Here is a 25,721-nt window from a genome sequence, read left to right as displayed (position 1 = left end):
ACGTTCAGCCCTTGTCGCTCTCGGCCGTGGCCGGGCGTGCGGGCTTGGGGCGCGGCGGCTTGGTGGTGTGGATCAGCAAGGTTGCCTTGTCCATGTTGCCGGCCTGCAGTTCGGGCCAGGCCTTGAGGGAGTGGGCGATGCTGTCCTCGATCAGCTGGCGCTGGTCGGGCGCGGGCTTCTTGAGCACCCAGTTGGCGACTTCGGCCTTGTGGCCCGGATGGCCTATGCCGATGCGCAGCCGCCAGTAGTCGGCCGAGCCCAGCTGGGCATGGATATCGCGCAGGCCGTTGTGGCCGCCGTGGCTGCCGCCGCGCTTGAGCTTGACCTGACCGGGCTCGAAGTCCAGTTCGTCATGGACCACGAGGACTTCCTCGGGCAGGATCTTGAAGAAGCGCGCCAGCGCGCCCACCGACTTGCCCGACAGGTTCATGAAGGTCTGCGGCTGCAGCAGCCAGACGTTCTCGCCGCGCACGCTGGCACGGGCCATGAGGCCGAAGTAGCTGCGCTCGGGCACCAGATGGACCTTGAGTTCGCGCGCCAGCGCATCAATCCACCAAAAGCCCGCGTTGTGGCGGGTGTCCTCATACTCCGGCCCGGGGTTACCCAGGCCGACAAACAATTTGATCATCGGGCGATTATCTCCATGGCGGCCGCAGCAGGCGGGCGAGGGTGCTCCCCCATGCAAAAGGCCCACGCGAGGTGGGCCTTTTGCAGGTTTGCGGCAGCCGGGGCCACCGCAAGGGAAAGCCAAGAATTACTTCTTGCCCTTCTTGGCCGGAGCGGCCGGGGCTGCCACGGGAGCTGCCGATGCATCAGGAGCCACTTCGGGCAGCTTGATGGAGATCAGGGCGGGGTTCTTGTTGGAACCGCGCACCACGGCCTTCACGCCGTTGGGCAGCTTGACGCCTTGCAGGCCCAGGGTGGACTTGGAAGTCAGGCCGCTCAGGTCCACGGTGATGAACTCGGGCAGTTGGGCGGGCATGCACACCACGTCCAGTTCATGGACCAGGGGAGTGATCGTGCAGTTCTCGACCTTGACGGCCTGGGACTGTTCCATGCCTTCGAAGTGCAGCGGCACCTTCAGGTGAACCTTGGTCTTGTCGTCAACGCGCTGGAAGTCCACGTGCAGGATGAGCTGCTTGTAGGGGTGGAATTGCACGTCGCGCAGCACGACCTTGGAGGTCTGGCCGTTGACTTCCATGTCCAGGATGCTGGAGTGGAACACTTCCTTCTTCAGTGCGTGCCACAGGGCGTTGTGATCGATTTCGATCAGTTGGGCTTCGGCAGCACCGCCGTAGACGATGCCAGGGGCCTTGCCCGAATTGCGCAGACGGCGGCTCGCACCCGTACCTTGCTTGGCGCGCTCAAAAGCGACGAATTGCATAACTAACTCCTAGATGGATGGACCGCGACCAGCCTCATCCGTTGATAAAAGAACGCCTGTCCGATGCGGACCAGGCTGCTCTTGCGGTGTCCCGGGGTGGTCCTGAAACCACTCCGGAACGCGCAAACCTCCCGAAGGAGGTTTGCTGGGTTCCGACCACAGGGGCCGATATTTTATTCAGAGAACAGGCTCAGCACCGAATCACCGGTGGAAATCCGCTGGATCGTCTGGGCAATCAGGGGTGCCACGGACAGTTGGCGGATCTTGCCGCAGGCCTGTGCCTCGGTGCTCAGGGGGATGGTGTTGGTCACCACGACCTCGTCCAGGGCGTTGCCGTTGCCGATGCGCTCGATGGCCGGACCCGAGAAGATCGGGTGCGTGCAGTAGGCATAGACACTCTTGGCGCCGCGCTGCTTGAGCACTTCGGCCGCCTTCACCAGCGTGCCGGCGGTGTCGATCATGTCATCCATGATCACGCAGTTGCGGCCGTCGATGTCGCCGATGACATGCATGACTTCGGAGACATTCGCCTTGGGGCGGCGCTTGTCGATGATGGCCAGATCGCAGCCGAGCTGCTTGGCCAGCGCACGTGCGCGGACCACGCCGCCGACGTCAGGGGAGACGACGATCAGGTCTTCGTAGTTCTTCTGACGCAGATCGCCCAGCAGCACCGGCGTGGCATAGATGTTGTCCACGGGGATGTCGAAGAAGCCCTGGATCTGGTCTGCGTGCAGGTCCATGGTCAGGACGCGCTCGACGCCTACGGCCTGCAGCATGTTGGCCACGACCTTGGCCGTGATCGGCACGCGGGTGGAGCGCGGGCGGCGGTCCTGGCGGGCGTAGCCGAAGTAGGGAATCACCGCGCAGATGCGCTCGGCCGATGCACGCTTGAGCGCGTCCACCATGACCAGCAGTTCCATCAGGTTGTCGTTGGTCGGTGCGCAGGTGGATTGCACGACGAAGACGTCGCGCGTACGCACGTTCTGCTTGATCTCGACGGCGACTTCTCCATCGGAGAAACGACCCACGTCGGCTGCGCCCAGCGTGGTGCCGAGGTGCTGAACGATTTCAGTGGCCATGCCAGGATTGGCATTGCCGGTGAAGACCATGATGTCAGGATGATGTGAATGCATTGAGCGCCCCAGTACGATGGGTTTGCCTTGACGCGAAAGACGTTTGGCAGGGGAGGAAGGACTCGAACCCTCGCATGCCGGAATCAAAATCCGGTGCCTTTACCAACTTGGCGACTCCCCTACACAGGCCTTCTGCCGCAGGCAGACAGCCTATAAACTTTCATCTTTCAGCCAATCCTTGAGAGGATGGGCCTGCAGATTGCTGCAAACTCTGACATTCCAGGCGCCAGGAGCATCCTTTAAGTCAATCGTTTGCGTCAGTGGTGCAAATACTGCACTTCCTGAGCCCGTCATTCTAGCATGCAGTTTTAGTGAGTTTAGCCAATCGATGGCTTTTTTCACTTCAGGCTGCAGCCTTTCGGCGACAGGCTGCAAGTCGTTTTGGCCAAAGCCATAGTGATCTGCAGCAAAGTCTTCGATTGTAGCATGGGCATGATCGCGCTTGAGGGTTGCGTCGCGGAAGATGGACAGGGTCTCCAGCCCCGCCTCGGGCTTGACCACCACGAACCGCTGGGGCGGCAGGGCATTGGCCTGTTCCAGCGGCGTGATGCGCTCGCCTATGCCTTCCACCCAGGCGGAGTTGCCGCACAGAAAGAAGGGCACATCGGCGCCCAGGTCCAGTGCAATGCGCTGCAGCTCGCGCCGCGTCAGGTTCAACTGCCACAGGCGGTTCAGTGCGATCAGGGTCGATGCCGCATCCGACGAGCCCCCGCCCATCCCGGCCTGCGCCGGCAGGCGCTTTTCCACGCCGATGTGCACGCCCGCGCTGCAGCCGGTGGCCTGCTGCAGGGCCCGTGCGGCCCGCACGATGAGATCGTCGGCAGGAAGTGCCATGCCCGACAGGTCCTCGCGGCTGATCTGGCCGTCGCCACGCCTGTCGAAATGCAGCGTGTCATGCCAGTCCAACAGCATGAAGACCGATTGCAGCAGGTGATAGCCATCGGCGCGGCGGCCGGTGATGTGGAGGAACAGGTTGAGCTTGGCCGGAGCCGGCACGTCGTGGAGCGAGCGCATGGGCTGGAGAGGGTGAGGAAAAAGAGGCAGGGGCGGCAGGTGGGGATGGAGCAGGCGCGCCCGGCGGAAATCAGGGCGTGTCGAGCACGATGCGCAGCGCGGCCGGCGGCTGCGGGTCATTGCGCCGGGCGGACAGGCGGCCCTGCTCCATGCGGGAGAGGTCGACCTGCCAGCCTGCGGCTGCGGTGGCCCGGCCCTGCAGCCAGTCGAACAGGGCGGCAATGGGCAGATCGCTGCCGGTCAGCCCCTGCACCAGTGCGGGCAGCGAGTCCGAGGTCTTGCGCTCCTCGCCTTGTTGCAGGCTTGCCTGTCCCGGTTCCCAGAGCAGGCGCGCCAGTGTCGAGCCCAGGGGCGTGAACAGCAGCAGCTCGCCGCGCTGGGGGGTGCCCAGCAGCTCGAAGCCTGCGCTGAAGGATTGGTTTTGCGCATCTTCCACCTGCAGCGCCAGTCGGCCCGCCCAGTGGCCGGCAGCGGTGGGGGCGGTTGCGTCGGCCTGCAGCTGGCGGGGTGGCAGGGCGCAGCCGGCCAGGGCCAGCAGTGCGGCGGCGGCCGCCGTGGCGCACAGCTGCCGGCGTGCAAGGGCGGGATGCGGCAACCCGGGCACGGCGCGGTAGCTCAAAGCGAGACGCCCAGGCGGCGCAGGGTTTCGCGCAGGGTCGTGTTGTCGGGACTGGTGGCCAGGCCCTGGCGCCAGATCTTCTGCGCGCGTTCGCGATCACCCTTGGCCCAGAGCACTTCGCCCAGGTGTGCGGCGATCTCCACGTCGGGGCGTGATGCGTAGGCGCTTTCGAGCAGCCTGAGGGCTTCGTCCAGGTCGCCCCGGCGGAATTTCACCCAGGCAAGGCTGTCGGTGATGAAGGGGTCGCCAGGCGACATTTCCAGCGCCTTGCCGACGAGCTTTTCGGCTTCATCCAGATGGATGCCGCGTTCGGCGAAGGAGTAGCCCAGCGCGTTGTAGGCGTGCTGGAAATCAGGCTGGCGCGCGATGATGCCGCGCAGCAACCGCTCCATTTCGTCATGCTTGCCAATGCGCTCCGCCAGCAGGGCGGTGTCATAGGCGAGCTCGGCGTCTTCAGGGTCCTGCTTTTGCAACTCGGCCTGCAGCGCGTAGGCCTGGGCATTCTGATTGGCATCGCGCAGCAGCTGCACTTCGGCCAGGCGCTTGAGCCGCTGCTGGCTGGGGCCGCTGGCGGGCACGGCCTCGATGAGGGCGCGGGCTTCCTTGAGCTTGCCCTGGCGCGCGAGCAGGGCGGCACGGCGCGCCTGCACGCTCAGCAGGTTGGGCGCGTCGTCGATGCGGCGCAGCAGGGCGTCGGCCTCGGCGAACTTGCCCTGCTTTTCTGCAATCTGGGACTGCAGCAGGTAGTACTGGGACTGGGCCGCACTGCGCGCCACACCGGCGGGAATCTGCGGCACGAGCTTGCCGAAGCGCTCGGTGGACGCCTGGGCTGCATCCACGTCGTTGGACTGCAGCTGCAGCGCGGCCAGGGTGGCCCAGGCTTCGGCGTAGTCGGGGGAATCCACGGTGATGGAGACCAGCTGCTGGCGGGCCTCGTCCAGGCGCTGCTGGCCCAGCAGCACGCGGGCATAGGCCATGCGCATCTGGGCTGAAGGATTCTTGGCCAGGTAGCGTTTGACGATGGGCTCCGCCTCGGGCATGCCGGCTTCCAGCAGTTCCATGGACAGCAGGGCCACAGGGCCGGTATCGGGTGTCAGCGCCTGTGCCTTTTGCACGGCCTGCATGGCGGCAGCCTTCTGCCCGGCGCCCAGGCGCATGTGGCCGATGGTGGCCCAGGCCAGGGGGCCGCTGGCGGGGTTGTCGGTCTCGCCCGCCATGGCCTGCTCGACCACATCGGCCGCCAGGGCCTTGTCGCTGGCGTTGTTGTAGAGCTGGGTGATGCCCAGGTAGGTGGCGGGCTTGGAGGGCGCAGGCGTGGCCTCGATCTCGCGCTTGAGATAGCTGCCGGTATCGGCGATGCGGTTCAGTGCCACCAGGATCTGAAGCACGAAGCGGTTGGCGTCGCGGGACTGGGGAAAGGCGTCAAGCCAGGCGCGGGCATTGGCCAGTGCGCGCTCGCCGGAGCGCGACTGCAGCGCCAGCTCGGTGCCACGCCGGTACAGCTGCTCGCTGCCGCTGGTGCGAGCGGCCTCCATCATCATGGCCTGGGCGTCGCCCAGCGCACCTTGGCTGGCGGCGATCTCGCCGACCAGGATCTCGTAGAACAGCTCGGCGTTGAGGGCGGCGCGATCGTCCTCCGCAGAGGCGGCGGCGGACGAGGGAGGTTCGGGGGATTCCGTCTCGATGGTGGCTGCGGTCTTGCCCGGGAGTGCCCAGGCAGTGGCGGAACCCATGGCCAGGGCTGCTGCCACGGCAAGTCCCTGAAGGCGAAGGCGATGATCCATCGAACCATAATAATCGAAGCCCAGACCACATTTCGCACAACTACAGCACAACCCGGATCGCATGCCTGAATTGCCAGAAGTAGAAGTCACGCGGCGCGCTTTTGCCGCGCAGATCGCCGGAGCGCGCATTGAATCCGTGGCCTTGGGCAAGCCCTTGCGCTGGCCGTTGGGCATTGCCCCCGAGCTGCTGGCCGGGCGCGATGTGCACGGCGTGCGCCGGCGCGGCAAGTATCTGCTGATGGAGCTGAGCGAGGGCCTGCTGATGCTGCACCTGGGCATGTCGGGCAGCCTGCGTTTCGTGGCCCCCCATGAAGCACCGCTGGGACCTGCAGGGACGCATGACCATTTCGACCTGCAGACCAGCAAGGGCCTGCTGCGGCTGCACGATCCGCGGCGCTTTGGTGCGGTGATGTATGTGGCGGCCGAGAGCGATCCCTGGGCGCGCAGGCTGCTGGATCATCTGGGGATGGAGCCGCTGGATGACAGTTTCTCGTTCGAGACCTTCCGGGCCGGCCTGAAGGCCAGCCGCACGCCCATCAAGCAATTGCTGCTGAACGGCAGCGTGGTCGTGGGCGTGGGCAATATCTATGCGTCCGAGGTGCTGTTCATGGCGCGCATCGCGCCCACGCAGCCGGCCTGCGAGGTCGGGCCGCGCAAGGTGCGCCGGTTGTTCGAGGAGATCCGCCGCGTGCTGGCCCTGGCGGTGGAGCAGGGCGGCACGACACTGCGCGATTTCTCCGCGCCCGACGGCATGGCCGGCCACTTCCAGCTGCAGGCCAAGGTCTATGGCCGCGAAGGCCTGCCCTGCACGCACTGCGGCTCGCCCGTGCAAATGCTGCGCCAGGGGCAGCGCAGCACCTACTTCTGCGCGCGGTGCCAGAAGGCGGGATGATCGCTTCAAAAAACGGAGCGAATTCTCAACGTCTCGTAACGCCTGTTGCGGCTGCATTGCGGCAGGTCCCGCGAAGCATTTGCAAAAAGCGCCTGTTTCTTCAAATTTCAGGCACCAGCCGCCGCAGATTGATGGTGAAATATTGTTTCATTTGTAAATAAACGATATTTTTTCCTTAATCCCCCCGCTCCAGGGGCCGGCCTTGGGGCGCCGCAGCAGGCAAAACGGGGCGACGGTGCTATATTTTGAAGAGAACAGGCATCACGCTTGCGGCGCAATGTCGAGGCGATCACTAGGCATCGGCAGACATTGGCGATGCAATGGCGGGGGAAACACGTGGGACCATCATTCAACGAGCAATTCGACCAGCACGGCGCATGGCGCCGCGGCTTTGCGCAGCAATTGCATGCGCTGCGCGAATGGCTGCAGTCCCAGGAGCTGCTGGATGTCGCGGTGCAGGAGCGGCTGCAGCGGCTGGAAGCCCAGGTGCGTGGCGACAAGGTCATGGTGGCCTTCGTGGCCGAGTTCTCGCGCGGCAAGTCCGAATTGATCAATGCGGTCTTCTTCGCCCACTATGGCCGCCGCCTCATGCCGGCCAGCGCAGGGCGCACGACCATGTGCCCCGCCGAGCTGGGCTGGGAAGCCGAGCTGCAGCCCAGCCTGCGCCTGCTGCCCATCGATACGCGCGAATCGCTGGAAAGCCTGGGCCAGTGGCGCGCCCGTCCCGAGGCCTGGCTGCAACTGCCGCTCGACGTGAACAATGCCCAGCAGATCGCCGACACGCTGGCCAAGGTGGCCGAAGTGCGCAAGGTTTCCGTGGAACTGGCGCGGACCTGGGGCTTCTGGCATGACGAGGACCAGGGCGGCAATCCCTTCGTGGATGAGCAGGGCCTGGTCGAGGTGCCCATGTGGCGCCATGCGCTGATCAACATGCCCCATCCCCTGCTCAAGCAGGGGCTGGTGATTCTGGATACGCCCGGCCTGAATGCCGTGGGCGCCGAGCCCGAGCTGACCGTCAACCTGATCCCCCAGGCCCATGCCGTGGTCTTCGTGCTGGCGGCCGATACCGGCGTGACCAAGTCCGATCTGGCCATCTGGCGCGACCATGTGCTGCCGCCCGATGTGGCTTCGGGCCAGCATGCGCTGGCCGACTCCCGCCTCGTGGTGCTCAACAAGATAGACACGCTCTGGGACAGCCTGAGTTCCGCGTCGCAGGTGCAGGCCCAACTGCAGCGCCAGCGCCAGGAGTCGGCACAGATGCTGGGCCTGCCCATGGAGCGGGTGCTGCCCGTGTCGGCGCAAAAGGGCCTGGTGGCCAAGGTCTCCAGCAACGATGCGCTGCTGCAGGCCAGCGGACTGCCCGTTTTCGAGAACATGCTGGCCGAGGGCATCATGGGCCAGCGCCAGAAGGTGCTGCAGACGGCCGTCAGGGCCAATGTGCAGCAGTTGCAGGTCGAGGTGGAGCGCGTGCTCAACATCCGCCGCCGCGACCTGGACGACCAGATGGCCGAGCTGCGCAGCCTGCGCGGCAAGAATGCCAGCGTCATCGCCTCCATGCGCCACCGCATCGAGAGCGAGCAGCAGGATTTCGATGCCAGCGCCGCCAGGATCCAGGCTGTTCGGCTGGTGCACATGCGCATGCTGCGCGACATCTTCCGGCAGCTGGGCTCCAGCGCGCTCAAGCAGGAACTGGTCGATCTCAAGGATGCGCTGGAGCAGCGCGGCCTGAAGCTGGGCGCCCGCAAGGTCTATGCCGAAACCTTCGAGCGCCTGCGTACCGTGGCGACCCGGGCGCAGGCGCAGGCCGGAGAGATCCAGTCCATGCTGGGCGCGACCTTCAAGGAACTCAATGCCGAGTTCGGCTTCTCGCTGCAGGCTCCGGCCCAGCTGGAACTGGCCGAGTTCGGCGGCGACCTGCAGCGCATCGAGGCCAGCTACACCCAGTACCTGGGCCTGGGCCACGCGCTCAGGCGCAGCAATCCTGCGTTTGCGCAGCGCCTGATCAAGGCGCTGGCGATGCGGTTGCGCACGGTGTTCGAGTCTGCGGCCAACGACGTGGACATGTGGAGCAAATCCGCCACAGCCCAGCTCGATGCCCAATTGAAGGAGCGCAAGCGCAGCTTTGCCCGCCGCATCGAGGCGGTGGACCGCATCCAGAATGCGGCCTCGGGCCTGGTGGAACGCATCGCCGAGATCGAGACCGCCGACGAACAGCTCACGGCCTTGCAGCTGCAGCTGGGGCAGGCCACCATGGAACTGCTGCAACCCCTGTCGCCCACGCCCGCCTTCCCCGGCCTGGCAAAGGCTGCACAGGAAACCTCACTGACTGCTTGATATCTTGACCTTTCCCTCGATTGCCACGCCCGTCGTGCAGTGGCAGGCGTCGCATGGACGCAATCACCTGCCCTGGCAGCAGACGCGCGATCCCTACCGCGTCTGGCTCTCCGAAATCATGCTGCAGCAGACCCAGGTGAGTACCGTGCTGGGCTACTACCAGCGCTTTCTCGATGCCTTCCCCGATGTCGCCAGCCTGGCGGCCGCACCGCAGGACGCGGTGCTGGCGCTGTGGAGCGGCCTGGGCTACTACAGCCGCGCGCGCAACCTGCACCGCTGTGCCCAGGCCGTGGTCGAGGACTGGGGTGGTGCCTTTCCCGGCAGGGCCGAGGATCTGGCCACGCTGCCCGGCATAGGCCGGTCCACGGCGGGTGCCATCGCCTCCTTTTGCTTTTCCGAGCGTGTGCCCATCCTCGATGCCAACGTGCGGCGCGTGCTCACGCGCGTGCTGGCTTTCGATGCGGATCTGGCCGTTGCCAGGAACGAGCGCGAACTGTGGGACCTGGCCCAGCAGCTGTGCCCCACCGAGGACCTGCAGCAGGCCATGCCCCGCTATACCCAGGGCCTGATGGACCTGGGTGCCACCATCTGCACGCCGCGCAAGCCCAGCTGCCTGGTCTGTCCGCTGCAGCCGCAGTGCCGGGCAGCCCGCTTTGGCAATCCCGAAAACTATCCCGTGCGAACGCGCAAGCTCAAGCGCAGTTCCGAGGCCTGGTGGCTGCTGATCGCCGTGGACGGGCAGGGCCGCGTCTGGCTGGAGCGCCGTCCGCAGCAGGGCATCTGGGCGGGGCTTTATGCGCCACCTGTGTTCAACGGGCGCGAGGCACTGGAGCAGGCGGTGGCACAGCATTGGCCAGGAACGGCGCCCCTGGACTGGACCGATCTGCCCGCCTTCCTGCATGTGCTCACCCACCGCGATCTGCACCTGCATCCGGTGCGCGTGCGCGTGCAGGGCGGCGGCATCGATGCCGCCACGCCGGACGGCCAGGGCTGCTGGGCCGATGCCGGAGCCTGGGCCGACATGGGCCTGCCAGCCCCCGTGCGCAAGCTGCTGGATGCGCAATTCGCGGGCTGAGGCCACGGTCGGCCCGGCTGGCTAGAACCTGCGGCGCGGCAGCAGCAGGGCGCAGCGCAGCAGCATCCAGGCCAGCCACTGTTCCCGTGCGCCGGGCGTGCGCCTGGCGCGTGCGGTGGCGTCGGCAATGTGCAGGCGCAGGGAGCCAAGGGCATGGCGGTCCCCGCTTTGCACGGCCTGTTGCCAGGCCTGTTCGCAGCGCTGGCGCTCCAGCGCCTGATTGTCCGGGCTGCGGATATCGCTGATGGCGGTGATGGTGCTCATGGCTGCAGCGCTCCCACGGTGGGTGGGGTGCCCGCGTCTTCACTGGAGCGGTCGCCATCCTGCCGGCCGAAGGCATACCAGTCCACATGCCGCGTGCAGACCATGATCAGGGCCAGCACCGCGAACAGCGCGATCGATCCCACGATGAGCGCGCTTTGCTCCAGTTGCAGCAGCACGTACAGCAGGCCGTAGAGTGCGGCGATGCCCGCCGCAAACGGCAGGCCGCGGCGCAGGCTGCCCAGGATGTGGCTGGCGTAGTAGGCCAGCAGCAGCACGCAGGCCGAGGCGGCAATGCCGTAGGCGCTGGCAAATCCCATGTGCTCCGACAGGCTGATCAGCAGCAGGAAGAAGCTGCACAGCGCCGATCCCACCAGCAGGTACTGGATGGGATGCACGCGCAGCTGCTTGAGCACCTCGAACAGGCCGACGGCCACGAAGGTCAGCACTACGAAGAGCAGGCCGTACTTGGTGGCGCGGTCGCTCAACGAGTAGGCGTTGATGGGGTCCACGAAGTCCGTATCCAGCGATTCCAGGCAAGGGCCGCTGTTGGGGGCATGGGCGGTGGCCGCGTATTCCTCCATGTCGCGGCGGCCGGGCTGGCACAGCGGCTGCTGGTCGGTGAAGGCCTGGCGTGCGGACGAGGCCAGGGCCGAGAGGTTCCAGCTGGCTTCGAAGCCCTTGTCGCTGATCTCCCGCCGGTTGGGCAGAAAGCTGCCACCGAACGAGGGATGGGGCCAGTCGGCCGACAACTGGACCTGGCTGTGGCTGCCCAGCGGCACGAAGGCCAGCTTTTCGGTGCCCACCAGTTCCAGGGCAATCTTCAGTTCAAGGGGCCCGTCCTTCTTGAGCAGGGCCGGCGCCAGTTCCGCCTGCAGGCCCTGCGAGTAGCGCTCCAGTGATGTGCCAGGGCCGACGTCCAGGCTCTTGCCATCGGCTTCGATGGTGGCCGAGCGTATGCCGCGCGGATCGGTGAGCGACAGCGCCACCCGAAGTGCGCCGCAGCGCACGGTCTGGTTGGCCGCCGTGTCGATGGAGGGCTTTTCCAGGTACTGGGCGGCGTTCGTGAAGCTGGCGCTGATGCTGTCCTGCATGGCATAGGTGCTGACCTGGTGCAGGCCGCGCGAGCGCTCCTCCATGCGCGCCGTGGCCTGGTGGCGCAGTTGGTCGGGCAGCAGCATGCGCTGGAACTGGCGCGTGGTCCATTCGGTCTTGCTGCCTTTTTCCACGCCCGTGGTCTCGGTGCAGTTTTGCACCAGCACCGGGCCCATCAGCGTCTGGCGGCCAGCCAGGCTGGCGACCACGCCCTGCACGGCGTTGTCGCGGTTGCGTATGCGGTCCCGCACCACGTCGTGTATCAGGCCCAGGCCCAGCATCAAAAGGCCCAGCATGACCAGCAGGGCCACGCCTTTGGCAAGCAGTCGGTTCTTCATTCCACATCCCGTTCGTTGATCGTGGACGCAGTCTGGGCGGGGGCTGTGTGGCCGGAATGAAGTGTGTGAAGCGGGTGTGAAGTCGGATTCGCAGGGCCGATAGGGGGGGCGTCAGTGTGCCCGCAGTGGCCAGTTCAGCGTGACACGCAGCCCGGGCTGGGCGTTGGCGGCCTGCATGCTGCCGCCGTGCAGCAGCATGATGCGCAGCACGATGGACAGGCCCAGTCCCGTGCCGCTGCGCTCCCCGTTGGGGCGGGGGGTGGTGAAAAAGCGTTCGCCCAGCCGGCCGAGTAGCGCCTCGGGCACGCCGGGGCCGTGGTCGCGCACGCTGACGCGGCCGGGCTCCAGGTCCACGTGGATGCTGCTGCCCTCTGGGGCGAAGTCGATGGCGTTGCTCAGCAGGTTGCTCAGGGCCAGCACCACCAGGTCCTGCTCCCAGGGGCCGCTGCTGTCCTGACCTTGCAGTACCAGCTGGATGCGGCGCTGGTGCGCTGCGCTGTTGACTTGCGCCATGGCCTGTTCGGCACAGGCCTGCAGGCTGCAGGCCGTGTGCGGGTGCAGGGCGCGGCGCTGCTCCAGCTGGCTCAGGCGCAGCAACTGGTCCACGAGGTTTTGCAGGCGCTGGCACTGGTCCACCACCTGGCGCGCGAACAGTTCGCGGTCGGCCGGGGGCAGGTCTTCCTGCAGCAGCTCGCCTGCGCCACGGATGGCAGCCACGGGGCTCTTGAGTTCGTGCGTGAGGGCGCGCACATAGCCTTCGATGTAGTCGCGCCCTTCCAGGCGGCTGCGCATGTTCTCCATGGCGCGAGCCAGCTCGCCCAGCTCGCCGGGCATGCGCGGGGCCTCGGGCATGGGAGGGGCGGTGGTGGGGGAGGCGGCCTCGTTGAGCGTGGGCGCCTGTACCTGCTGGGCATAGCTGCGCAGGCGCCGCACATGGATGACCAGCCACCAGGTCACGGCAAAGCCCACGCCGGCCGACAGCAGCAGGAACAGCAGGCCGCCGCGCAGCATCTTGCTTTCCGCGCTGTCCACGATCTTCTGCACCGAGTGGGCGGGCTTGGAGGCGGTGAGCACGCCCGCCACGCGGCCATCGACCATGATGGGTGCCGAGACATACATGACGCTGCTGGCCTCGTCGTTCTGCACCTCGCGCGTGGTGCGTGCGCCGTATTCGCCGCGCAGCGTGCGGTACACGTCGCGCCAGCGCGAGTAGTCGGCGCCCTGGTCCAGGCCAGCCGAGTCGAACAGCACCAGGCCCTTCTGGTCCGTGACGGTGACGCGCATGTCCAGGCTGGTCTTGCGCGTGTCCCAGATCCAGACCTTGACGGTCTGGTTGGCATAGGCCTGCATGTGGTGCGCGAAGCGGCTGTCCGCGGGGCTTTGCTGCAGCACGCCGCTGGCCATGTCGTCGCTGGCCAGCGCGGCCAGGGCGTAGGCGGTCTCGACCAGCGTGTCCTCGGTCACCTTGCGCACGCTGGGCTTGACCTCGACCATGAAGACGCGCAGCACGAAGAATGCGGCCAGGCCGTTGATGACGAAAAAGGCGAAGAACAGCCGCAGTCCGAGGCGCATGGCGTGCTGCGGTGGCTCAGCCCGGCAGCGTCAGGCTGTAGCCCATGCCGCGGTGGGTGGTGATGAAGTCCTGCTGCGGCGCCTGGGCGCGCAGCTTGGCGCGCAGGGTCTTGACGTGCGTATCCACGGTGCGGTCCGTGCTGTCGCTGTCCTGGCCCCAGATGCTGTCGAGGAGGAACTCGCGGCTGAGGATGCGCCCGGGGCGCTCCAGCAGGCAGCGCAGCAACTGGTACTCGCGCCGCGTCAGCTCCAGGGCCACACCCTGCATGCGCACGCGCTGGCCTTGCGTATCGATGCTGAACAGGGCATCGGCCGGCGCTGCGCTGGCCGTTGGCGCGGGCTGCAGGCGCTGCGCACGGCGCAGCAGGGCGCGGGTGCGGGCCACCAGCTCGCGCGGGCTGAAGGGCTTGGTCAGGTAGTCATCGGCGCCCAGCTCCAGGCCCAGCACGCGGTCCATTTCCTCGCCGCGTGCGCTGAGCACCAGCAGCGGCACGGCGGCGCCGGCCTGGCGCAGCTCGCGGCACCAGTCCAGGCCGTTGCCATCGGGCAGGCCCACGTCCAGCAGCAGGGCATCGGGCGGCTGTGCCTGCCATTGCGCGCGTGCATCGGCCAGCTGCAGGCAGTGGCGCACGGCAATGCCGTCACGCTCCAGCGCATAGCAGACGGTGCGCGCGATGGCGGGGTCGTCCTCCACCAGCAACACGCGCGGGGCGTTCGTCATCGGCAAGCCTTGCATCGCAGTGTTCCGGAGGCGGGGCCTGGCGCTCAGACGTCGTGCGCAAGCAGGTCGGCAGGCTTGAGTGTGGGCCGGCTGTCCAGCGATCGGTGCCGGCACAGCGTGGGCCAGCGCGGGGCAAAGTGCCGCGCCAGTTCCTCGACCAGGAAGACCGAGCGGTGCTGGCCCCCCGTGCAGCCGATGGCCACGGTGACATAGCTGCGGTGGTTGCTGGCCATCATGTCCAGCCAGGACTCCAGGAACTGCTGGATGTCTCGGCGCATCTGGTCCACGCCGGGCTGCTGGCGCAGGAACTCGGCCACGGGTGCGTCCATGCCGGTCAGCGGGCGCAGCTGGGGTTCGTAGTGCGGGTTGGGCAGCATGCGCACATCGAACACATAGTCGGAATCCGAGGGCAGGCCGTGCTTGAAGCCGAAGGACTGGAAGACCAGCGTCATCTGGCCCACCGGGGCCGCAATCAGCTCCTTGATATAGCTTTGCAGCTGGGACGAGCGCAGGTGGCTGGTGTCGATGACATGCGACTTCTCGCGCAGGTCGCCCAGCAGTTCGCGCTCGGTTTCTATGTCCTGCACCAGGGCGCGGCGGCCTTCGGCGACCGGCCCCTGCGACAGCGGATGGCGGCGCCGGGTTTCGGAGAAGCGCCGCACCAGGGTGCCCGTGGTGGCGTCCAGAAAGACCAGGTGGGGCACGACGCCCTGGCGCTGCAGCCGTTCCAGCTGGCCGGGCAGGTGGGGCAGTCCGCCGGCGCTGCGCGCATCCATGGCAATGGCCACCTTGTTGCTGTGGCGGCCGTGCTCCAGTTCGACGAAGGCGGACAGCAGCTCGGGGGGCAGGTTGTCCACGCAGTAGTAGCCGGCATCCTCCAGCGCATGCAGGGCGACGGATTTGCCCGATCCGGACATCCCGGTGATCAGCACGATCTCAAGCGACATGGCATCAGCCTCCATTGGTATTGCGCGCGCCGTTGGCCGCGCGTCCCGGCTTGGACCGTGTGCGGTCGGCATCGGCCTGTGGCCGCTGCCGGCCGGCCCGTCGCGGGGGTGGGCGGGGTGCAGGTGCCTGGCGCGCCATGGCCAGCATTTCGCGGGCATGGGCCATCGTGGTTTCGGATTGGCGCTCGCCACCGAGCATACGCGCCAGCTCGGCCTCGCGTGCGGCGCTGTCCAGCGGCTGCACGGTGCTGAGCGTGCCTTGCCTTGCGCGCTGCTTGGCCACCAGGTAGTGCTGGTCGGCGCAGGCGGCAACCTGCGGCAGGTGGGTGACGGACAGCACCTGCCGCGATCGGCCCAGTGCGTGCATGAGGCGGCCCACGGTCTCGGCGACGGCGCCGCCCACGCCCGAGTCCACCTCGTCGAAGATCAGCGTGCCGGCCTCGCCCAGCTCGCTGGTGGTCACGGCAATCGCCAGCGAAATGCGCGACAGCTCGCCGCCCGACGCCACCTTGGCAATCGGCTTGGGACTGGCCCCAGGATGGCCGGCAACCAGAAAGGCCACGCTGTCCACGCCAAAGGCACCGGGGGAGTCGGCCGTGGACAGGGCGGCCTCGAACAGGCCGCCTTCCATGCCCAGGCCCTGCATGGCCTGGGTGATGGCGCGCGACAGGCGCGGCGCAGCCAGTGCGCGCTGCTGCGACAGCACCCGGGCGCTGGCCTGGTAGTGCTGCTGCGCCGATTGCTCGGCCGCATGCAGGGCCTCGATGTCCACGGCGGCGTCCAGCTGCTGCAGCTCCTGGCGCCAGCCGGCCAGCAGTGCCGGCAGTTCATCGGGCGTGCGGCGGTAGCGGCGCGCCAGCTGCATCCACAGCGACAGGCGCTCATCGAGCTCGGCCAGGCGCTCGGGGTCCAAGTCGGCGCGGCGCAGATAGCTTTGCAGCGAATGGCGCGCATCCTGCGCCTGGGCCATGCATGAGGCCAGCACGTCGGCAATGTTCTGGAAGTCGGGCTCCAGGTGCTCCTGGTTCTGGATCAGGTGGCTGGCGCGGCCCAGCGGAGTGATCACGCCGGCCTCGTCGTCCTCCAGCATCTGCAGCGTGGTCTGGGCGGTGTCGATCAGGGTCTGGGCATGGGACAGGCGCGTGTGCTGGGCATTGAGCTCGTCCCACTCGTCGGCCTGCGGGGCCAGCTTGTCGAGTTCGGTGATCTGCCACTGCAGCCGCTCGCGCTCGCGCTGCAGGCTGTCCTGGGCGGATTGCGCATGCTGCAGCGCCTGCCGGGCCTGGGACCAACGGCTCCAGCAGCCCTGGACCTCGCGGCTGTCGATGCCGGCATAGGCATCGAGCAGGGCGCGCGCCGCATCGGGCCGCGTGAGGCTTTGCCAGGCATGCTGGCCGTGGATGTCGATCAATTGCTCACCCAGGGCGCGCAGCTGCGTGGCCGTGGCCGGCGTGCCGTTGATCCAGGCGCGGCTGCGGCCCTGGGTGTCCACCGTGCGCCGCAGCAGCAGGCTGCTGTCCTCGCAGGCCAGGCCTGCGGCCTCCAGCCAGGGGCGCAGCCGCGCGCAGCCGTCGAACTCCACGCAGATGTCGGCCTGGGTGCAGCCTTCGCGCACCACGTCCGCGTCGGCGCGGGCGCCCAGGGCCAGCTGCAATGCGTCGATCAGTATGGATTTGCCGGCGCCGGTCTCCCCAGTCAGCACGGTGAAGCCCGCATGCCAGTCCAGATCCAGGGCCTGCACGATCACGAAGTCGCGCAGAACGATGCGCTTGAGCGCCATGGTCAGGCGCCTCCCTCGTTCCAGCCCAGTTTCTTGCGCAGCGTGGCGAAGTAGTTCCAGCCCTTGGGATGCAGAAAGCGCACGCTGTGGTGGGCGCGGCTTACGAGGATGCGATCGCCGTGCTGCAGCGAGGCCAGGGACTGCATGTCGAAATTGGCGCTGACATCGCGCCCGGCCACGACCTCGATCGTGACCTCGTTGGCATCGGACAGCACGATGGGGCGGTTGGACAGGTTGTGCGGCGCAATGGGTGCCATCACCCAGGCAGGGATGGAAGGGTGCATCATCGGCCCGCCGGCGGACAGCGCATAGGCCGTGGAGCCCGTGGGCGTGGCCACGATCAGGCCGTCGGCGCGCTGGTTGGAGACAAAGCGGCCGCCCACCTCGATGCGCAGCTCCACCATGCCCGATGTGCCGCCGCGGTTGACCACCACGTCGTTCATGGCCAGGGCCTCGAACACGCACTGGCCGTCGCGGATCACGCGGGCGCACATCAGGGGGCGCAGGTCCTCCTCGTATTCGCCCTGCAGCATGGGCGTGAGCGTGGCCTCGAAGTCCTCCAGCGCGATGTCGGTGACAAAGCCCAGGCGGCCCTGGTTCACCCCGATCAGGGGCGTTCCGTATTGCGCCAGGTGCCGGCTCACGCCGAGCATGGTGCCGTCGCCGCCGACGACCAGGCCCAGGTCGCAATGCCTGCCCAGGCCATCGACATCGAGGGTGGGGTAGTCTGTGAGCCCTGCGTGCAGGGCCGATTGGGTATCAAGCACGACTTCGCAGCCCTGGCGCCTGAGGAAGTCCGCAATGCGCTCAAGCGCGTTGCTGGCATTCTCGGACGGGGCGCTTGCGCTGGGAGCGTGGTACTTCCCGATCAAGGCAACGTGGCGAAACGTGGACGTCATTTCTGGAAATTACATCATTAAAATCATCACATGCTCGACGAACGTGCCAAGTTGTTGCTCAAAGCGCTGATCGAGCGTTATATCGCTGACGGCCAGCCTGTGGGCTCGCGAACCCTGTCGCGTGCGTCGGGGCTTGAATTGTCGCCTGCCACGATACGCAATGTGATGGCTGACCTCGAAGACCTGGGGTTGATCATCAGCCCGCACACCTCGGCGGGCCGCATTCCGACCGCCCGGGGCTACCGGCTGTTCGTGGACACCATGCTCACTGCAGACCGTGCCGATATCGTGACGCCCGAGCTCGCGCCCGAGCAGCCGCAGAAAGTCATCGCCAACGCCGCCAACCTGCTGTCCAGCCTTTCCCAGTTCGTGGGCGTGGTGCTGGTGCCGCGCCGCACCTCGGTGTTCAAGCACATCGAATTCGTGCGGCTGTCGGAGCGGCGTTTTCTGGTCATCATCGTATCGCCCGACGGTGACGTGCAAAACCGCGTCATCTTCACCGACGTGGACTACTCGTCCTCGCAGCTGATCGAAGCCTCCAACTTCCTCAACAGCCACTACGCGGGCCTGGCCATGGAAGAGGTGCGCGAGCGCCTCAAGGGCGAGGTGGAGCTGCTGCGCGGCGAGGTGGCCACGCTCATGCAGGCGGCCGTCAACATCGGCACGGAGGCCATGACCAGCGCCCAGGAGGACGTGGTCATCGCGGGCGAGCGCAACCTGCTGTCGGTCAGCGATTTCTCCAGCGACATGGGCAATCTGCGCCGCGCCTTCGACCTGTTCGAGCAAAAGACCCAGATCCTCAGGCTGCTGGATTTTTCCAGCCAGGCGGAAGGCGTGCGCATCTACATCGGCGGTGAAAGCCAGGTCGTGCCTTTCGAGGAGCTGTCCGTGGTCAGCGCGCCCTACGAGCTCGACGGCAAGGTGGTGGGCACGCTGGGCGTGATCGGGCCCACCCGCATGCACTACGACCGCATGATCCAGATCGTGGACATCACCTCCAAGCTCGTCAGCAATGCGCTGAGTCACAAGCGCTGAGTCCTGCGGGTTAGGCTCTACAATAGTTGTTTGCCATGGCCTGCATCCGTGCTGCCTTGGTGAATCAGGGGCCTTAGCTCATGCTTGGTTAGAGCAGCGGACTCATAATCCGTTGGTGCCCAGTTCGACTCTGGGAGGCCCTACCATCCATTGGTATGAAAAGCCTGCCGCCTTTCCGGGCGGCAGGCTTTTTTGCTGGGTGCAAGGCATGCCGCATGGCATGCCATCGCCCGGTTGCCGGGGAATGCGGGCGCCGGGTTTTTTGCAGAAATATGGCGCTTTTGTCCGGGGGCCCCAAAACCCGCTGCTACAATGCGAAGCGTTGCGGCTGTAGCTCAGCTGGATAGAGTACTTGGCTACGAACCAAGGGGTCGTGGGTTCGATTCCTGCCAGCCGCACCAAAAAACGCAAAGCCCTGAAGTTGAAAGACTTCAGGGCTTTTTCGTTTTCTGCATCCGCATCCGCATCCGCGTCCCTGAGATGCCAGTCAGGCCTTTTCCGCTTTCGGCAGCACGATGCTGAAGGCGCTGCCCTGGCCGGGCGTGCTTTCTATCTCAAGCTGCCCGCCATGTCGGGCGGCCACGGTGCGCACGAAGGCCAGGCCCAGGCCCACGCCGTCGAGGTGCTGGTGGTGGTCCAGGCGCTCGAACGGCTGGCTCAGCCGGGCGACGGCCTTCCCATCCATGCCGGGCCCGTGGTCTCGGATGGTGATGCGGCAATGGCCTGCGTCCTGCTGCAGCAGGCATTGCACCGTGGCGGGGTTTGCCTGATCTGCGCGCGCTCCGTACTTGATGGCGTTGCCGATCAGGTTGACGGCCGCGCGGTGGAGCATGCCCGCATCGCCCAGCACGGGGCATTCCTGTTCGGGCAGGAGGAACTCCAGCTGCACGTGGGCCGCAGAGGCCTGGGCCCAGCAGCTTTCCACGGCCTGGTCCAGCACCAGGCCCAGGTCCAGCCGTTCCCGGCGCAGCGCCTGCTGCTGGGCGCGTGCCAGGTGCACGAAATCGTCGGCCAGCTGCAGGGAGGCCTGGGCATAGCCTTCGATGCGCGGCAGCAGGAGGCCCAGGTCGGGGGCCTGTACGGCGCCGCGCTGCATCTCCAGCAAGGTGATGATGGATGCCACGGGCGCACGGATGTCGTGCGAGATGAACTGCATGGCCTGGTCGCGCTGGGCCTGGGCGCTGCGCAGATCGCTGATATCGACCAGGGTGATCAGCCAGCCCGTGGTCGGCGGTGCCTCGAAGGTCTGGGTCAGCAGCATCAGGCTGCGTCCCATGGGGTCGCGCCCCTCGCTGCTGGGGGGCAGGCCGTGGGCGGCAAGTACCTCGGGCGTGAGCAAGGGCTGGCCGGCGGATGCGCCGGCTGCCGTCTCCAGTGCCCGCAGACCATCGAGCAGCCGGGGCAGGGCATCGCCGGCCCTGAGGTCATGCCCCAGGCTGCGTGCATAGGCGTGGGCTGCGGCATTGGCCAGCAGCACATGGCCCTGCCGGTCGCAGACAAAGGTGGGCGAGGGCAGCTGGCGCAGACTTTCGCTGACGAAATGGTGCAGGGCGCGCAGTTGGCGCGAAGCCTGCTCCACGGCCGCGATGCGCTGGTCCAGCAGGTCGCCGCCCAGGCGCAGCGCGGTGGGCAGGCCCTGCCCCTGCAGGTCGCGCAGCTCCAGCGCCAGAAAGCGCGCGGCGGCGCGCAGGCGCAGCCAGCTCCATAGCGGATAGGCCAGGGCCAGGCCCAGCAGGCCGGCTGCAGGCGCCGTCTGCACCTGCCACAGGCGCGGTGCAAGCCCGGCCAGCGAAAGGCAGGCCAGGGCCAGCAGCGCGCAGGCCAGCATGCCGCCCGACGGGCCCAGCCAGGCCAGGGCCAGCAGGGCCAGCAGCACGGCTGCCGCATTGAGCGCGCAGTTGAGCGTGGCCGACGCGGGATGCACATGCGAGCCCTGCAGGCTGCCATTGAGCACATGGCCCAGCATCTCCACGCTGGAGATGGGCCGCGCGCTGGTGCCCAGCGGTGCGGTGAAGCGGCTGCCCAGGCCGGTGGCCGTCGTGCCGATGAGCACGTATTTGCCGCGGAATGCCGCTGCAGGAATGCGGCCACGCAGCACGTCGATGTAGGAATAGGTGGTGAAGGGCGAGCGGTCCCTGGCGCCTTGCTCCGGCCTGGCCTGTGCAAAGGCAATGATCTCCTGCTGGCGGCGTTGCCAGGAGGGTGCGTCGGGGTCCATGGGCGGCACGGGCTCCGGGCGGGCGCATGCGCGGCCGTTCTCGCCCACGCAGTGCAGGGCCAGCGCCATGTGCCACCAGGGCTGCTGCGCACTGCCTTCTATGGCATGGAAGCCGCGTACCGCGCCATCGGCGTCCACGGGCAGCTGGGTATGGCCCAGCGCCGCTGCGGCCTGTGCGAAGGCCGGCAGCGGGCCGCTGCCTGGCGCGACGGGCAAGACGGTGCGGCCGCTGCGCTGCAGAACGCGCGCCAGCAGCAGGTCGTCGCCGGGGTAGTCCAGGTCTTCCTCGCTGAGCATCACGTCCAGGCCTATGGCGCGCGGCGGTGCCTGGCTGATGCGTTCCAGCAGGCCGGCGTGCAGTGCGCGGCGCCAGGGCCAGCGGCCAATGGCGTCGATGCTGGCATCGTCGATGGCGACGATGACGATGTCCTGCGATGCCTTGGGCCGGTGCAGCCAGCTGGCCGTGTCCTGGACGAATCCGTTGATGCGGTCGAGCTGCCCGTCGCCGCTGAGCCAGAACACCAGGGACAGCAGGCCCGCCGCCAGCAGCAGCCAGTCCCGCCGCAGTCCACGGCCACGCGCAGGCGCTGGCTGCGCCGGCGTGGCGGGGCTGTCAGGCGGGGGCGGCTGGGTGGACAAGCGCGGTCAGGGAATGAACGGGCACGGCTACTGGCGCTGCAGGCGCTCTCCGTTGCCCGAATGCATCATCTCGCCGCTGGCATCGACGATCCAGCTGCCGGTGCGGAACTGGCGCGCGGCCGAGAAGTCGCTGCGCAGGCCGTTGGCATCCTCGATCTGCAGGCGCAGGTAGTAGCTGCCTGCGGGCAGCTCCTCGGTGCTCCATTGCGGCTGGTCGGTCCAGAGGTCCACCAGCGGCGCGGTGAACTCCTGGTCGCGAGCCACCATGACGTGGTAGCGCTGGCCGGGCTCGCCGCTCCAGCGGATCTGGCGGCTGCCTTCGGCCGGGCCGTCGCCCATCTGCAGCGCGCTGGCCGAGGGCTGGGGAGGAACGGCAGCCAGTTGCATGGCCTGGGCTGCGGCAAACGGGCCCTGGTCGGGCTGTCCATCGGCCAGCGTGCGAATGCTGGCGGCACGCCAGAGATAGCGTCCGGCCGGCAGGCGGGCCAGCGTGGTGGCGGGCAGTGTGCAGTCGCTCAGGTCGCGTGCATCGATGGCGGGTTCGGCAAAGCCGGCCTGCACATCGGCAGAGACGACCTGGATGCGGTAGCGCGCGGCGCCCACGACCTGAGTGCATTGCAGGCTGGCGCGGCCCAGGCCCACGGTGGCGTCGGCCTGCGGTGATTCATACAGCGGCGGCACGGGATGGGCCTTGACGCGCAGGGCGCGGCGGCTGGCGGCGCCCGGAATGCCCTGGGCATCGATGCCGCGCAGGGACAGCACGTAATCGCCGTCCTCCACGCCCGCCAGGCGAAGCGGCGATGCCGTGGCCTGGAAGCTGGCGCTGCGCAGCACCTGGGTCATGTCGGCATCGCGCGACAGCTGTAGTTGGTAGCGCACGGCGCCCGGCAAGCCGGGCAGGGGCAGGCTGATCCAGTTGGCGTCTTCCGCCAGCGCGGGCCACGCCGTGATGTCGGGCGCGCCCAGCATGGGGCGGGGCTCGCCCACGCGGCCATTGGCGGCCACGGCCACGCCCTGGCCCGGGCGCAGCAGCGCATCGCCAGTGTTCGCGCTTGAGGCGTCGGAGCCCACGGCGACGGTGCCTTCATCGACGGCGGCCGCCGTGCTGCCGGCGGCATCGGCCTGGACCAGGAAGCGGGTGCCGCGCACGCTGGTCGATGCAGCGGGCGTGCGGATCTCGAAGCGGCGCTGTGCGTTGCCGGGTTCGGGCGGCACCGAGGCCTCGACGCCGCCCTCGCGCAGGTCCAGTACGGACTGCAGGCTGCCGGCACGGCCCTTGCGGCGCATCTGGCGCAGCACCACATCGGACTGCGACTGCACGCGCACCAGGGAGCCATCGGCCAGGCGCACGGCGACGAATGCGTCCGGGGCCAGCTGCAGGCGCTCGCCTTCCTGCAGCGTCTGTCCCTTGCGCAGGGGCTGGCCCCCATCGTCTCCAGCGGCGCCCTGCGTATCGGCCAGGTGGTCCAGCGGGCGCGTGCTGCGCGCATCGCCCTGCACGAATTCCACGGAGGCGACAGCTGCCCGCAGCAGGCGCACGGGAATCTCCAGCACGGAGCCGGGCCGCAGGCGGTAGGGATTGGCCACGCCGTTGTGCTGCTGCAGGGCGGTCCACTGGCGGGCATCGCCCAGGTAGCGGGCCGCCAACTGCTCCAGCGTGTCGCCGGCGACGACCCGGTGTGCCATCGTGTCGCCGTTGCGGCCCACGGGTTTGATCTGGGCCTGTGCGCCGCCCAGGCCGAGCAGGCCGAGAGCGGCCAGCATGCAGGCCCGCGATACGGGCCTGCCCAGGGCGGCAGGCATGTGTACGGTCATGATGCCTGCTGCAGCGCCTGCAGCGCTGCGTCGGGCACATCGAGGCGATAGCCATAGCCGTACACGGCACTGATGGCGTAGGGCTGTCCAGCGCGCAGGTTCAGCAGGGCGCGCAGGCGCGAGATATGTGTGTCCAGCGAGCGCGACTGCACTTCGGCGTTGTGTCCCCACACGGCTTCGCGCAGGTGCTCGCGCGACAGCAGCCGGCCCTGGTTCTGGAACAGGGTCAGGGCCAGCGTGTACTCGCGGTGCGTCACCTCGATGGGCTGGCCGTGCATTTCCAGGCTGTTGGTGGTGGTGAGGAAACGGTAGGGGCCGAACTCCAGCACGCTTTGCGTGTTCACCGGATAGGCGCGGCGCAACAGGGCGGCCATGCGCGCGCGCAGCTCGGCATGGCGCACGGGCTTGACCATGAAGTCGTCGGCGCCGCAGGACAGGCCCTCGACGATGTCGGCCTCTTCGCTGCGGTGGGTGATGATGAGGATGGGCAGCTCGCGGCTGACATGGCCACGCGCCCATCGCACCAGGTCCGTTCCTTCCATGTCCGGGAGGTGCCAGTCCACGATCAGCAGGTCGAAGCTCTCGCGGCGAAGCTCCAGTTGCAGGGCCGAGCCCGTCTGGTAGGTGTGGCAGCTGTGGCCCGTCTCCAGCGCGACCTGACGCAGCATCTCCAGTTGCAGCGGATCATCGTCCAGAGCAGCTATACGCATCCAAATGTCCTTTCACGCACGCGCCGCAATCCCGGCGCCGAGCCCGCGGGCAGGACTGCCCGCAAATAGGCGGTTTCTAAAGCGAAGCTTACCCTTACTCTGCGGCATCGCGCAGTTGCTGCAGGGCGGCCAGCACCAACTGGGGGTCTGCGGGCTGCAGCCGGGGCTGCAGTGCGGACAGGGCCGCCTCGCCTTCCCTTTGCAGCTGGCCAATGGCCTGGCCGGCTTCCTTGGGGGCGTCGAAGCCCAGGCTTTGCAGCAGCAGCTGGCCGTCGGCGGCGACGAGTTTGAAGTAGAACTTGCCGTCGGCTTCGCGGTATTGCTTGAACTGGGGCAGGGCTTGCCTGGCGGCCTTGGCCTTGGCGGCCACGGGCGCCTGTGCCAGGCTGCGCAGGCCGACGGCCGAGCGCAGTTCGCGGATCAGGGGCAGGGTCTCGCGGCGGGCCTTGGCGGCGCCGGCCTGCAGGATGTCCTCCAGCTCGGCAGGGTGGGCCACCAGGTGCTCGTAGCGCTCGCGCATGGGCGCCAGCTCGCGGTCGATGCGCTCGAACAGTTGCTGCTTGGCGTCGCCCCAGGCAATGCCTTCGGCGTACTGGCGGCGCAGCGCCTCGGTTTCCTCTTCGCTGGCAAAGCCCTGGTAGATCTGGAACAGGGCAGAGCCCTCGACTTCCTTGGGCTCGCCGGGCGTGCGCGAGTCGGTGGTGATGCTGCCGATGAGCTTGCGCAGCTGCTCGCGCGAGGAGAACAGCGGGATGGTGTTGTTGTAGCTCTTGCTCATCTTGCGGCCATCCAGGCCGGGCAGCGTGGCCACGTTCTCCTCGACCTGCGCCTCAGGCAGCGTGAAGAACTCGCCGCCGTAGATGTGGTTGAAGCTGGAGGCCATGTCGCGAGTCATCTCGATGTGCTGGACCTGGTCGCGGCCCACAGGCACCTTGTGCGCATTGAAGGCCAGGATGTCGGCCGCCATGAGCACGGGGTACATGAACAGGCCGGCGGTCACGCCGTCATCGGTCTCGGTGCCGTCCGCGTGGTTCTTGTCCACGGCCGCCTTGTAGGCGTGGGCACGGTTGAGCAGGCCCTTGCCGGTCACGCAGGTCAGCAGCCAGCACAGCTCGGGGATCTCGGGAATGTCGGACTGGCGGTAGAAGGTCACATGCTCGGGGTCCAGCCCGGCTGCCAGCCAGCTGGCCGCGATCTCGATGGTGGAGCGCTGCACGCGTGCCGGGTCCTGGCATTTGATCAGGGCGTGGTAGTCGGCCAGGAAGTAGAAGTTCTCGACCTCGCGCGAGCGGCTGGCCGCGATGGCCGGGCGCAGCATGCCGGCATAGTTGCCGAGGTGCGGGGTTCCGCTGGGAGTGATGCCGGTGAGGAAACGGATGGTGCTCATGACGGGAGGCTTCGACAGGCAAGAAAGAAAAACAGGGAGCCGCAGAGACAGCCGGTGGACCGTTCTGCA

21 protein-coding genes and 3 tRNA genes are annotated in these 25,721 nt (G+C 67.5%); 6 read left to right on the top strand and 18 right to left on the bottom strand.

The features are described from left to right. Positions 1–4: 4 nt before the first annotated feature. The 7 genes from pth to BO996_RS25655 form a co-directional block, all read right to left on the bottom strand. The gene (pth, locus tag BO996_RS25685; protein WP_071956709.1) at positions 5–628 is read right to left on the bottom strand and encodes an aminoacyl-tRNA hydrolase; all 624 of its coding nucleotides are present in this window, start codon (positions 626–628) and stop codon (positions 5–7) included. Positions 629–754: 126 nt separating this feature from the next. Continuing rightward, positions 755–1,384, bottom strand: coding sequence for a 50S ribosomal protein L25/general stress protein Ctc (locus BO996_RS25680; protein WP_013800859.1), 630 nt, complete (start codon positions 1,382–1,384; stop codon positions 755–757). A 173-nt stretch (positions 1,385–1,557) separates the two neighbouring features. Then, on the bottom strand, positions 1,558–2,517 hold the full coding sequence (locus BO996_RS25675) for a ribose-phosphate pyrophosphokinase (protein ID WP_071956708.1): 960 nt from the start codon (positions 2,515–2,517) through the stop codon (positions 1,558–1,560). A 44-nt stretch (positions 2,518–2,561) separates the two neighbouring features. Next, a tRNA-Gln gene (locus BO996_RS25670) sits at positions 2,562–2,638 on the bottom strand. A gap of 29 nt (positions 2,639–2,667) precedes the next feature. Next, a complete protein-coding gene (gene ispE / locus BO996_RS25665; protein WP_013800860.1) occupies positions 2,668–3,531 on the bottom strand; it encodes a 4-(cytidine 5'-diphospho)-2-C-methyl-D-erythritol kinase in 864 nt (287 codons plus the stop codon). Positions 3,532–3,601: 70 nt separating this feature from the next. After that, the gene (locus BO996_RS25660) at positions 3,602–4,150 is read right to left on the bottom strand and encodes an outer membrane lipoprotein LolB (RefSeq protein ID WP_232240423.1); all 549 of its coding nucleotides are present in this window, start codon (positions 4,148–4,150) and stop codon (positions 3,602–3,604) included. Then, entirely contained in the window at positions 4,147–5,934 is a 1,788-nt protein-coding gene (locus BO996_RS25655; RefSeq protein WP_198041257.1) for a tetratricopeptide repeat protein, read from the bottom strand. Before BO996_RS25655 ends, BO996_RS25660 begins: the two co-directional genes overlap by 4 nt. Before the next feature lie 61 nt (positions 5,935–5,995). Here BO996_RS25655 and mutM point away from each other — a divergent pair, with 61 nt between their 5' ends. The 3 genes from mutM to mutY all read left to right on the top strand — a co-directional run bounded on the left by mutM (position 5,996) and on the right by mutY (position 10,235). After that, on the top strand, positions 5,996–6,826 hold the full coding sequence (gene mutM / locus BO996_RS25650; protein ID WP_012207227.1) for a bifunctional DNA-formamidopyrimidine glycosylase/DNA-(apurinic or apyrimidinic site) lyase: 831 nt from the start codon (positions 5,996–5,998) through the stop codon (positions 6,824–6,826). Positions 6,827–7,162: 336 nt separating this feature from the next. Continuing rightward, positions 7,163–9,160 carry a dynamin family protein gene (locus BO996_RS25645; protein WP_013800863.1) on the top strand — a complete coding sequence of 666 codons (1,998 nt, stop codon included), beginning with the start codon at positions 7,163–7,165 and terminating at the stop codon, positions 9,158–9,160. Positions 9,161–9,164: 4 nt separating this feature from the next. Beyond that, positions 9,165–10,235, top strand: coding sequence for an A/G-specific adenine glycosylase (gene mutY / locus BO996_RS25640; protein WP_071956705.1), 1,071 nt, complete (start codon positions 9,165–9,167; stop codon positions 10,233–10,235). A 21-nt stretch (positions 10,236–10,256) separates the two neighbouring features. Here the strand turns inward: mutY and BO996_RS25635 are convergent, their stop codons facing one another. From BO996_RS25635 to BO996_RS25605, 7 genes are all read right to left on the bottom strand, one after another. After that, positions 10,257–10,499, bottom strand: a complete 243-nt coding sequence (locus BO996_RS25635) for a hypothetical protein (RefSeq protein WP_012207224.1) — start codon at positions 10,497–10,499, stop codon at positions 10,257–10,259. Further along, complete coding sequence (creD, locus tag BO996_RS25630) at positions 10,496–11,929, bottom strand: cell envelope integrity protein CreD (RefSeq protein ID WP_071956704.1); 1,434 nt, start codon at positions 11,927–11,929, stop codon at positions 10,496–10,498. Before creD ends, BO996_RS25635 begins: the two co-directional genes overlap by 4 nt. Positions 11,930–12,040: 111 nt before the next feature. Next, positions 12,041–13,501, bottom strand: a complete 1,461-nt coding sequence (gene creC / locus BO996_RS25625; protein WP_071956703.1) for a two-component system sensor histidine kinase CreC — start codon at positions 13,499–13,501, stop codon at positions 12,041–12,043. Between the two features lie 16 nt (positions 13,502–13,517). Then, positions 13,518–14,237 (bottom strand): two-component system response regulator CreB, encoded by a 720-nt coding sequence (gene creB, locus BO996_RS25620; protein WP_083571196.1) that lies wholly within the window; start codon positions 14,235–14,237, stop codon positions 13,518–13,520. Positions 14,238–14,266: 29 nt separating this feature from the next. After that, positions 14,267–15,169 carry an RNase adapter RapZ gene (gene rapZ, locus BO996_RS25615; RefSeq protein ID WP_012207220.1) on the bottom strand — a complete coding sequence of 301 codons (903 nt, stop codon included), beginning with the start codon at positions 15,167–15,169 and terminating at the stop codon, positions 14,267–14,269. 4 nt (positions 15,170–15,173) lie between these two features. Then, entirely contained in the window at positions 15,174–16,949 is a 1,776-nt protein-coding gene (gene recN, locus BO996_RS25610; RefSeq protein ID WP_013800868.1) for a DNA repair protein RecN, read from the bottom strand. Positions 16,950–16,951: 2 nt separating this feature from the next. Next, positions 16,952–17,848, bottom strand: a complete 897-nt coding sequence (locus tag BO996_RS25605; protein ID WP_012207218.1) for an NAD kinase — start codon at positions 17,846–17,848, stop codon at positions 16,952–16,954. 30 nt (positions 17,849–17,878) lie between these two features. Between BO996_RS25605 and hrcA the strand changes: the two genes are divergently transcribed. From hrcA to BO996_RS25590, 3 genes are all read left to right on the top strand, one after another. Further along, the gene (hrcA, locus tag BO996_RS25600) at positions 17,879–18,883 is read left to right on the top strand and encodes a heat-inducible transcriptional repressor HrcA (RefSeq protein WP_034396851.1); all 1,005 of its coding nucleotides are present in this window, start codon (positions 17,879–17,881) and stop codon (positions 18,881–18,883) included. Positions 18,884–18,950: 67 nt separating this feature from the next. Then, a tRNA-Ile gene (locus BO996_RS25595) sits at positions 18,951–19,029 on the top strand. A gap of 178 nt (positions 19,030–19,207) precedes the next feature. Continuing rightward, positions 19,208–19,284: transfer RNA gene (locus BO996_RS25590), tRNA-Arg, on the top strand. Positions 19,285–19,370: 86 nt separating this feature from the next. On the opposite strand, the gene BO996_RS25585 is transcribed toward BO996_RS25590, so the two are convergent. The 4 genes from BO996_RS25585 to BO996_RS25570 form a co-directional block, all read right to left on the bottom strand. After that, entirely contained in the window at positions 19,371–21,740 is a 2,370-nt protein-coding gene (locus BO996_RS25585; protein ID WP_071956701.1) for a CHASE2 domain-containing protein, read from the bottom strand. Positions 21,741–21,767: 27 nt separating this feature from the next. Next, positions 21,768–23,555, bottom strand: a complete 1,788-nt coding sequence (locus tag BO996_RS25580; protein ID WP_071956700.1) for a FecR family protein — start codon at positions 23,553–23,555, stop codon at positions 21,768–21,770. Continuing rightward, positions 23,552–24,265: a response regulator transcription factor gene (locus BO996_RS25575; RefSeq protein WP_012207214.1), complete on the bottom strand. Its 714-nt coding sequence runs from the start codon at positions 24,263–24,265 to the stop codon at positions 23,552–23,554. Before BO996_RS25575 ends, BO996_RS25580 begins: the two co-directional genes overlap by 4 nt. Positions 24,266–24,359: 94 nt before the next feature. Further along, on the bottom strand, positions 24,360–25,652 hold the full coding sequence (locus BO996_RS25570) for a tryptophan--tRNA ligase (RefSeq protein ID WP_071956699.1): 1,293 nt from the start codon (positions 25,650–25,652) through the stop codon (positions 24,360–24,362). Positions 25,653–25,721 lie beyond the last annotated feature (69 nt).

This window comes from Delftia sp. HK171, from assembly GCF_001886655.1.
In the GTDB taxonomy this organism is placed as follows: Bacteria; Pseudomonadota; Gammaproteobacteria; order Burkholderiales; family Burkholderiaceae_C; genus Comamonas; species Comamonas acidovorans.
The sequence above is the reverse complement of the archived record's forward strand: the minus strand, read 5'-3'. Positions and strand labels throughout refer to the sequence as shown.

What these genes read in the sequence shown, in the direction of transcription:
- pth (WP_071956709.1), bottom strand. Translation starts at nt 628, where the DNA reads ATGATCAAATTGTTTGTCGGCCTGGGTAACCCCGGGCCGGAGTATGAG.
- BO996_RS25680 (WP_013800859.1), bottom strand. Translation starts at nt 1,384, where the DNA reads ATGCAATTCGTCGCTTTTGAGCGCGCCAAGCAAGGTACGGGTGCGAGC.
- BO996_RS25675 (WP_071956708.1), bottom strand. Translation starts at nt 2,517, where the DNA reads ATGCATTCACATCATCCTGACATCATGGTCTTCACCGGCAATGCCAAT.
- ispE (WP_013800860.1), bottom strand. Translation starts at nt 3,531, where the DNA reads ATGCGCTCGCTCCACGACGTGCCGGCTCCGGCCAAGCTCAACCTGTTC.
- BO996_RS25655 (WP_198041257.1), bottom strand. Translation starts at nt 5,934, where the DNA reads ATGGATCATCGCCTTCGCCTTCAGGGACTTGCCGTGGCAGCAGCCCTG.
- mutM (WP_012207227.1), top strand. Translation starts at nt 5,996, where the DNA reads ATGCCTGAATTGCCAGAAGTAGAAGTCACGCGGCGCGCTTTTGCCGCG.
- BO996_RS25635 (WP_012207224.1), bottom strand. Translation starts at nt 10,499, where the DNA reads ATGAGCACCATCACCGCCATCAGCGATATCCGCAGCCCGGACAATCAG.
- creD (WP_071956704.1), bottom strand. Translation starts at nt 11,929, where the DNA reads ATGAAGAACCGACTGCTTGCCAAAGGCGTGGCCCTGCTGGTCATGCTG.
- creC (WP_071956703.1), bottom strand. Translation starts at nt 13,501, where the DNA reads ATGCGCCTCGGACTGCGGCTGTTCTTCGCCTTTTTCGTCATCAACGGC.
- creB (WP_083571196.1), bottom strand. Translation starts at nt 14,237, where the DNA reads ATGCAAGGCTTGCCGATGACGAACGCCCCGCGCGTGTTGCTGGTGGAG.
- rapZ (WP_012207220.1), bottom strand. Translation starts at nt 15,169, where the DNA reads ATGTCGCTTGAGATCGTGCTGATCACCGGGATGTCCGGATCGGGCAAA.
- recN (WP_013800868.1), bottom strand. Translation starts at nt 16,949, where the DNA reads ATGGCGCTCAAGCGCATCGTTCTGCGCGACTTCGTGATCGTGCAGGCC.
- BO996_RS25605 (WP_012207218.1), bottom strand. Translation starts at nt 17,848, where the DNA reads ATGACGTCCACGTTTCGCCACGTTGCCTTGATCGGGAAGTACCACGCT.
- hrcA (WP_034396851.1), top strand. Translation starts at nt 17,879, where the DNA reads ATGCTCGACGAACGTGCCAAGTTGTTGCTCAAAGCGCTGATCGAGCGT.
- BO996_RS25580 (WP_071956700.1), bottom strand. Translation starts at nt 23,555, where the DNA reads ATGACCGTACACATGCCTGCCGCCCTGGGCAGGCCCGTATCGCGGGCC.
- BO996_RS25575 (WP_012207214.1), bottom strand. Translation starts at nt 24,265, where the DNA reads ATGCGTATAGCTGCTCTGGACGATGATCCGCTGCAACTGGAGATGCTG.
- BO996_RS25570 (WP_071956699.1), bottom strand. Translation starts at nt 25,652, where the DNA reads ATGAGCACCATCCGTTTCCTCACCGGCATCACTCCCAGCGGAACCCCG.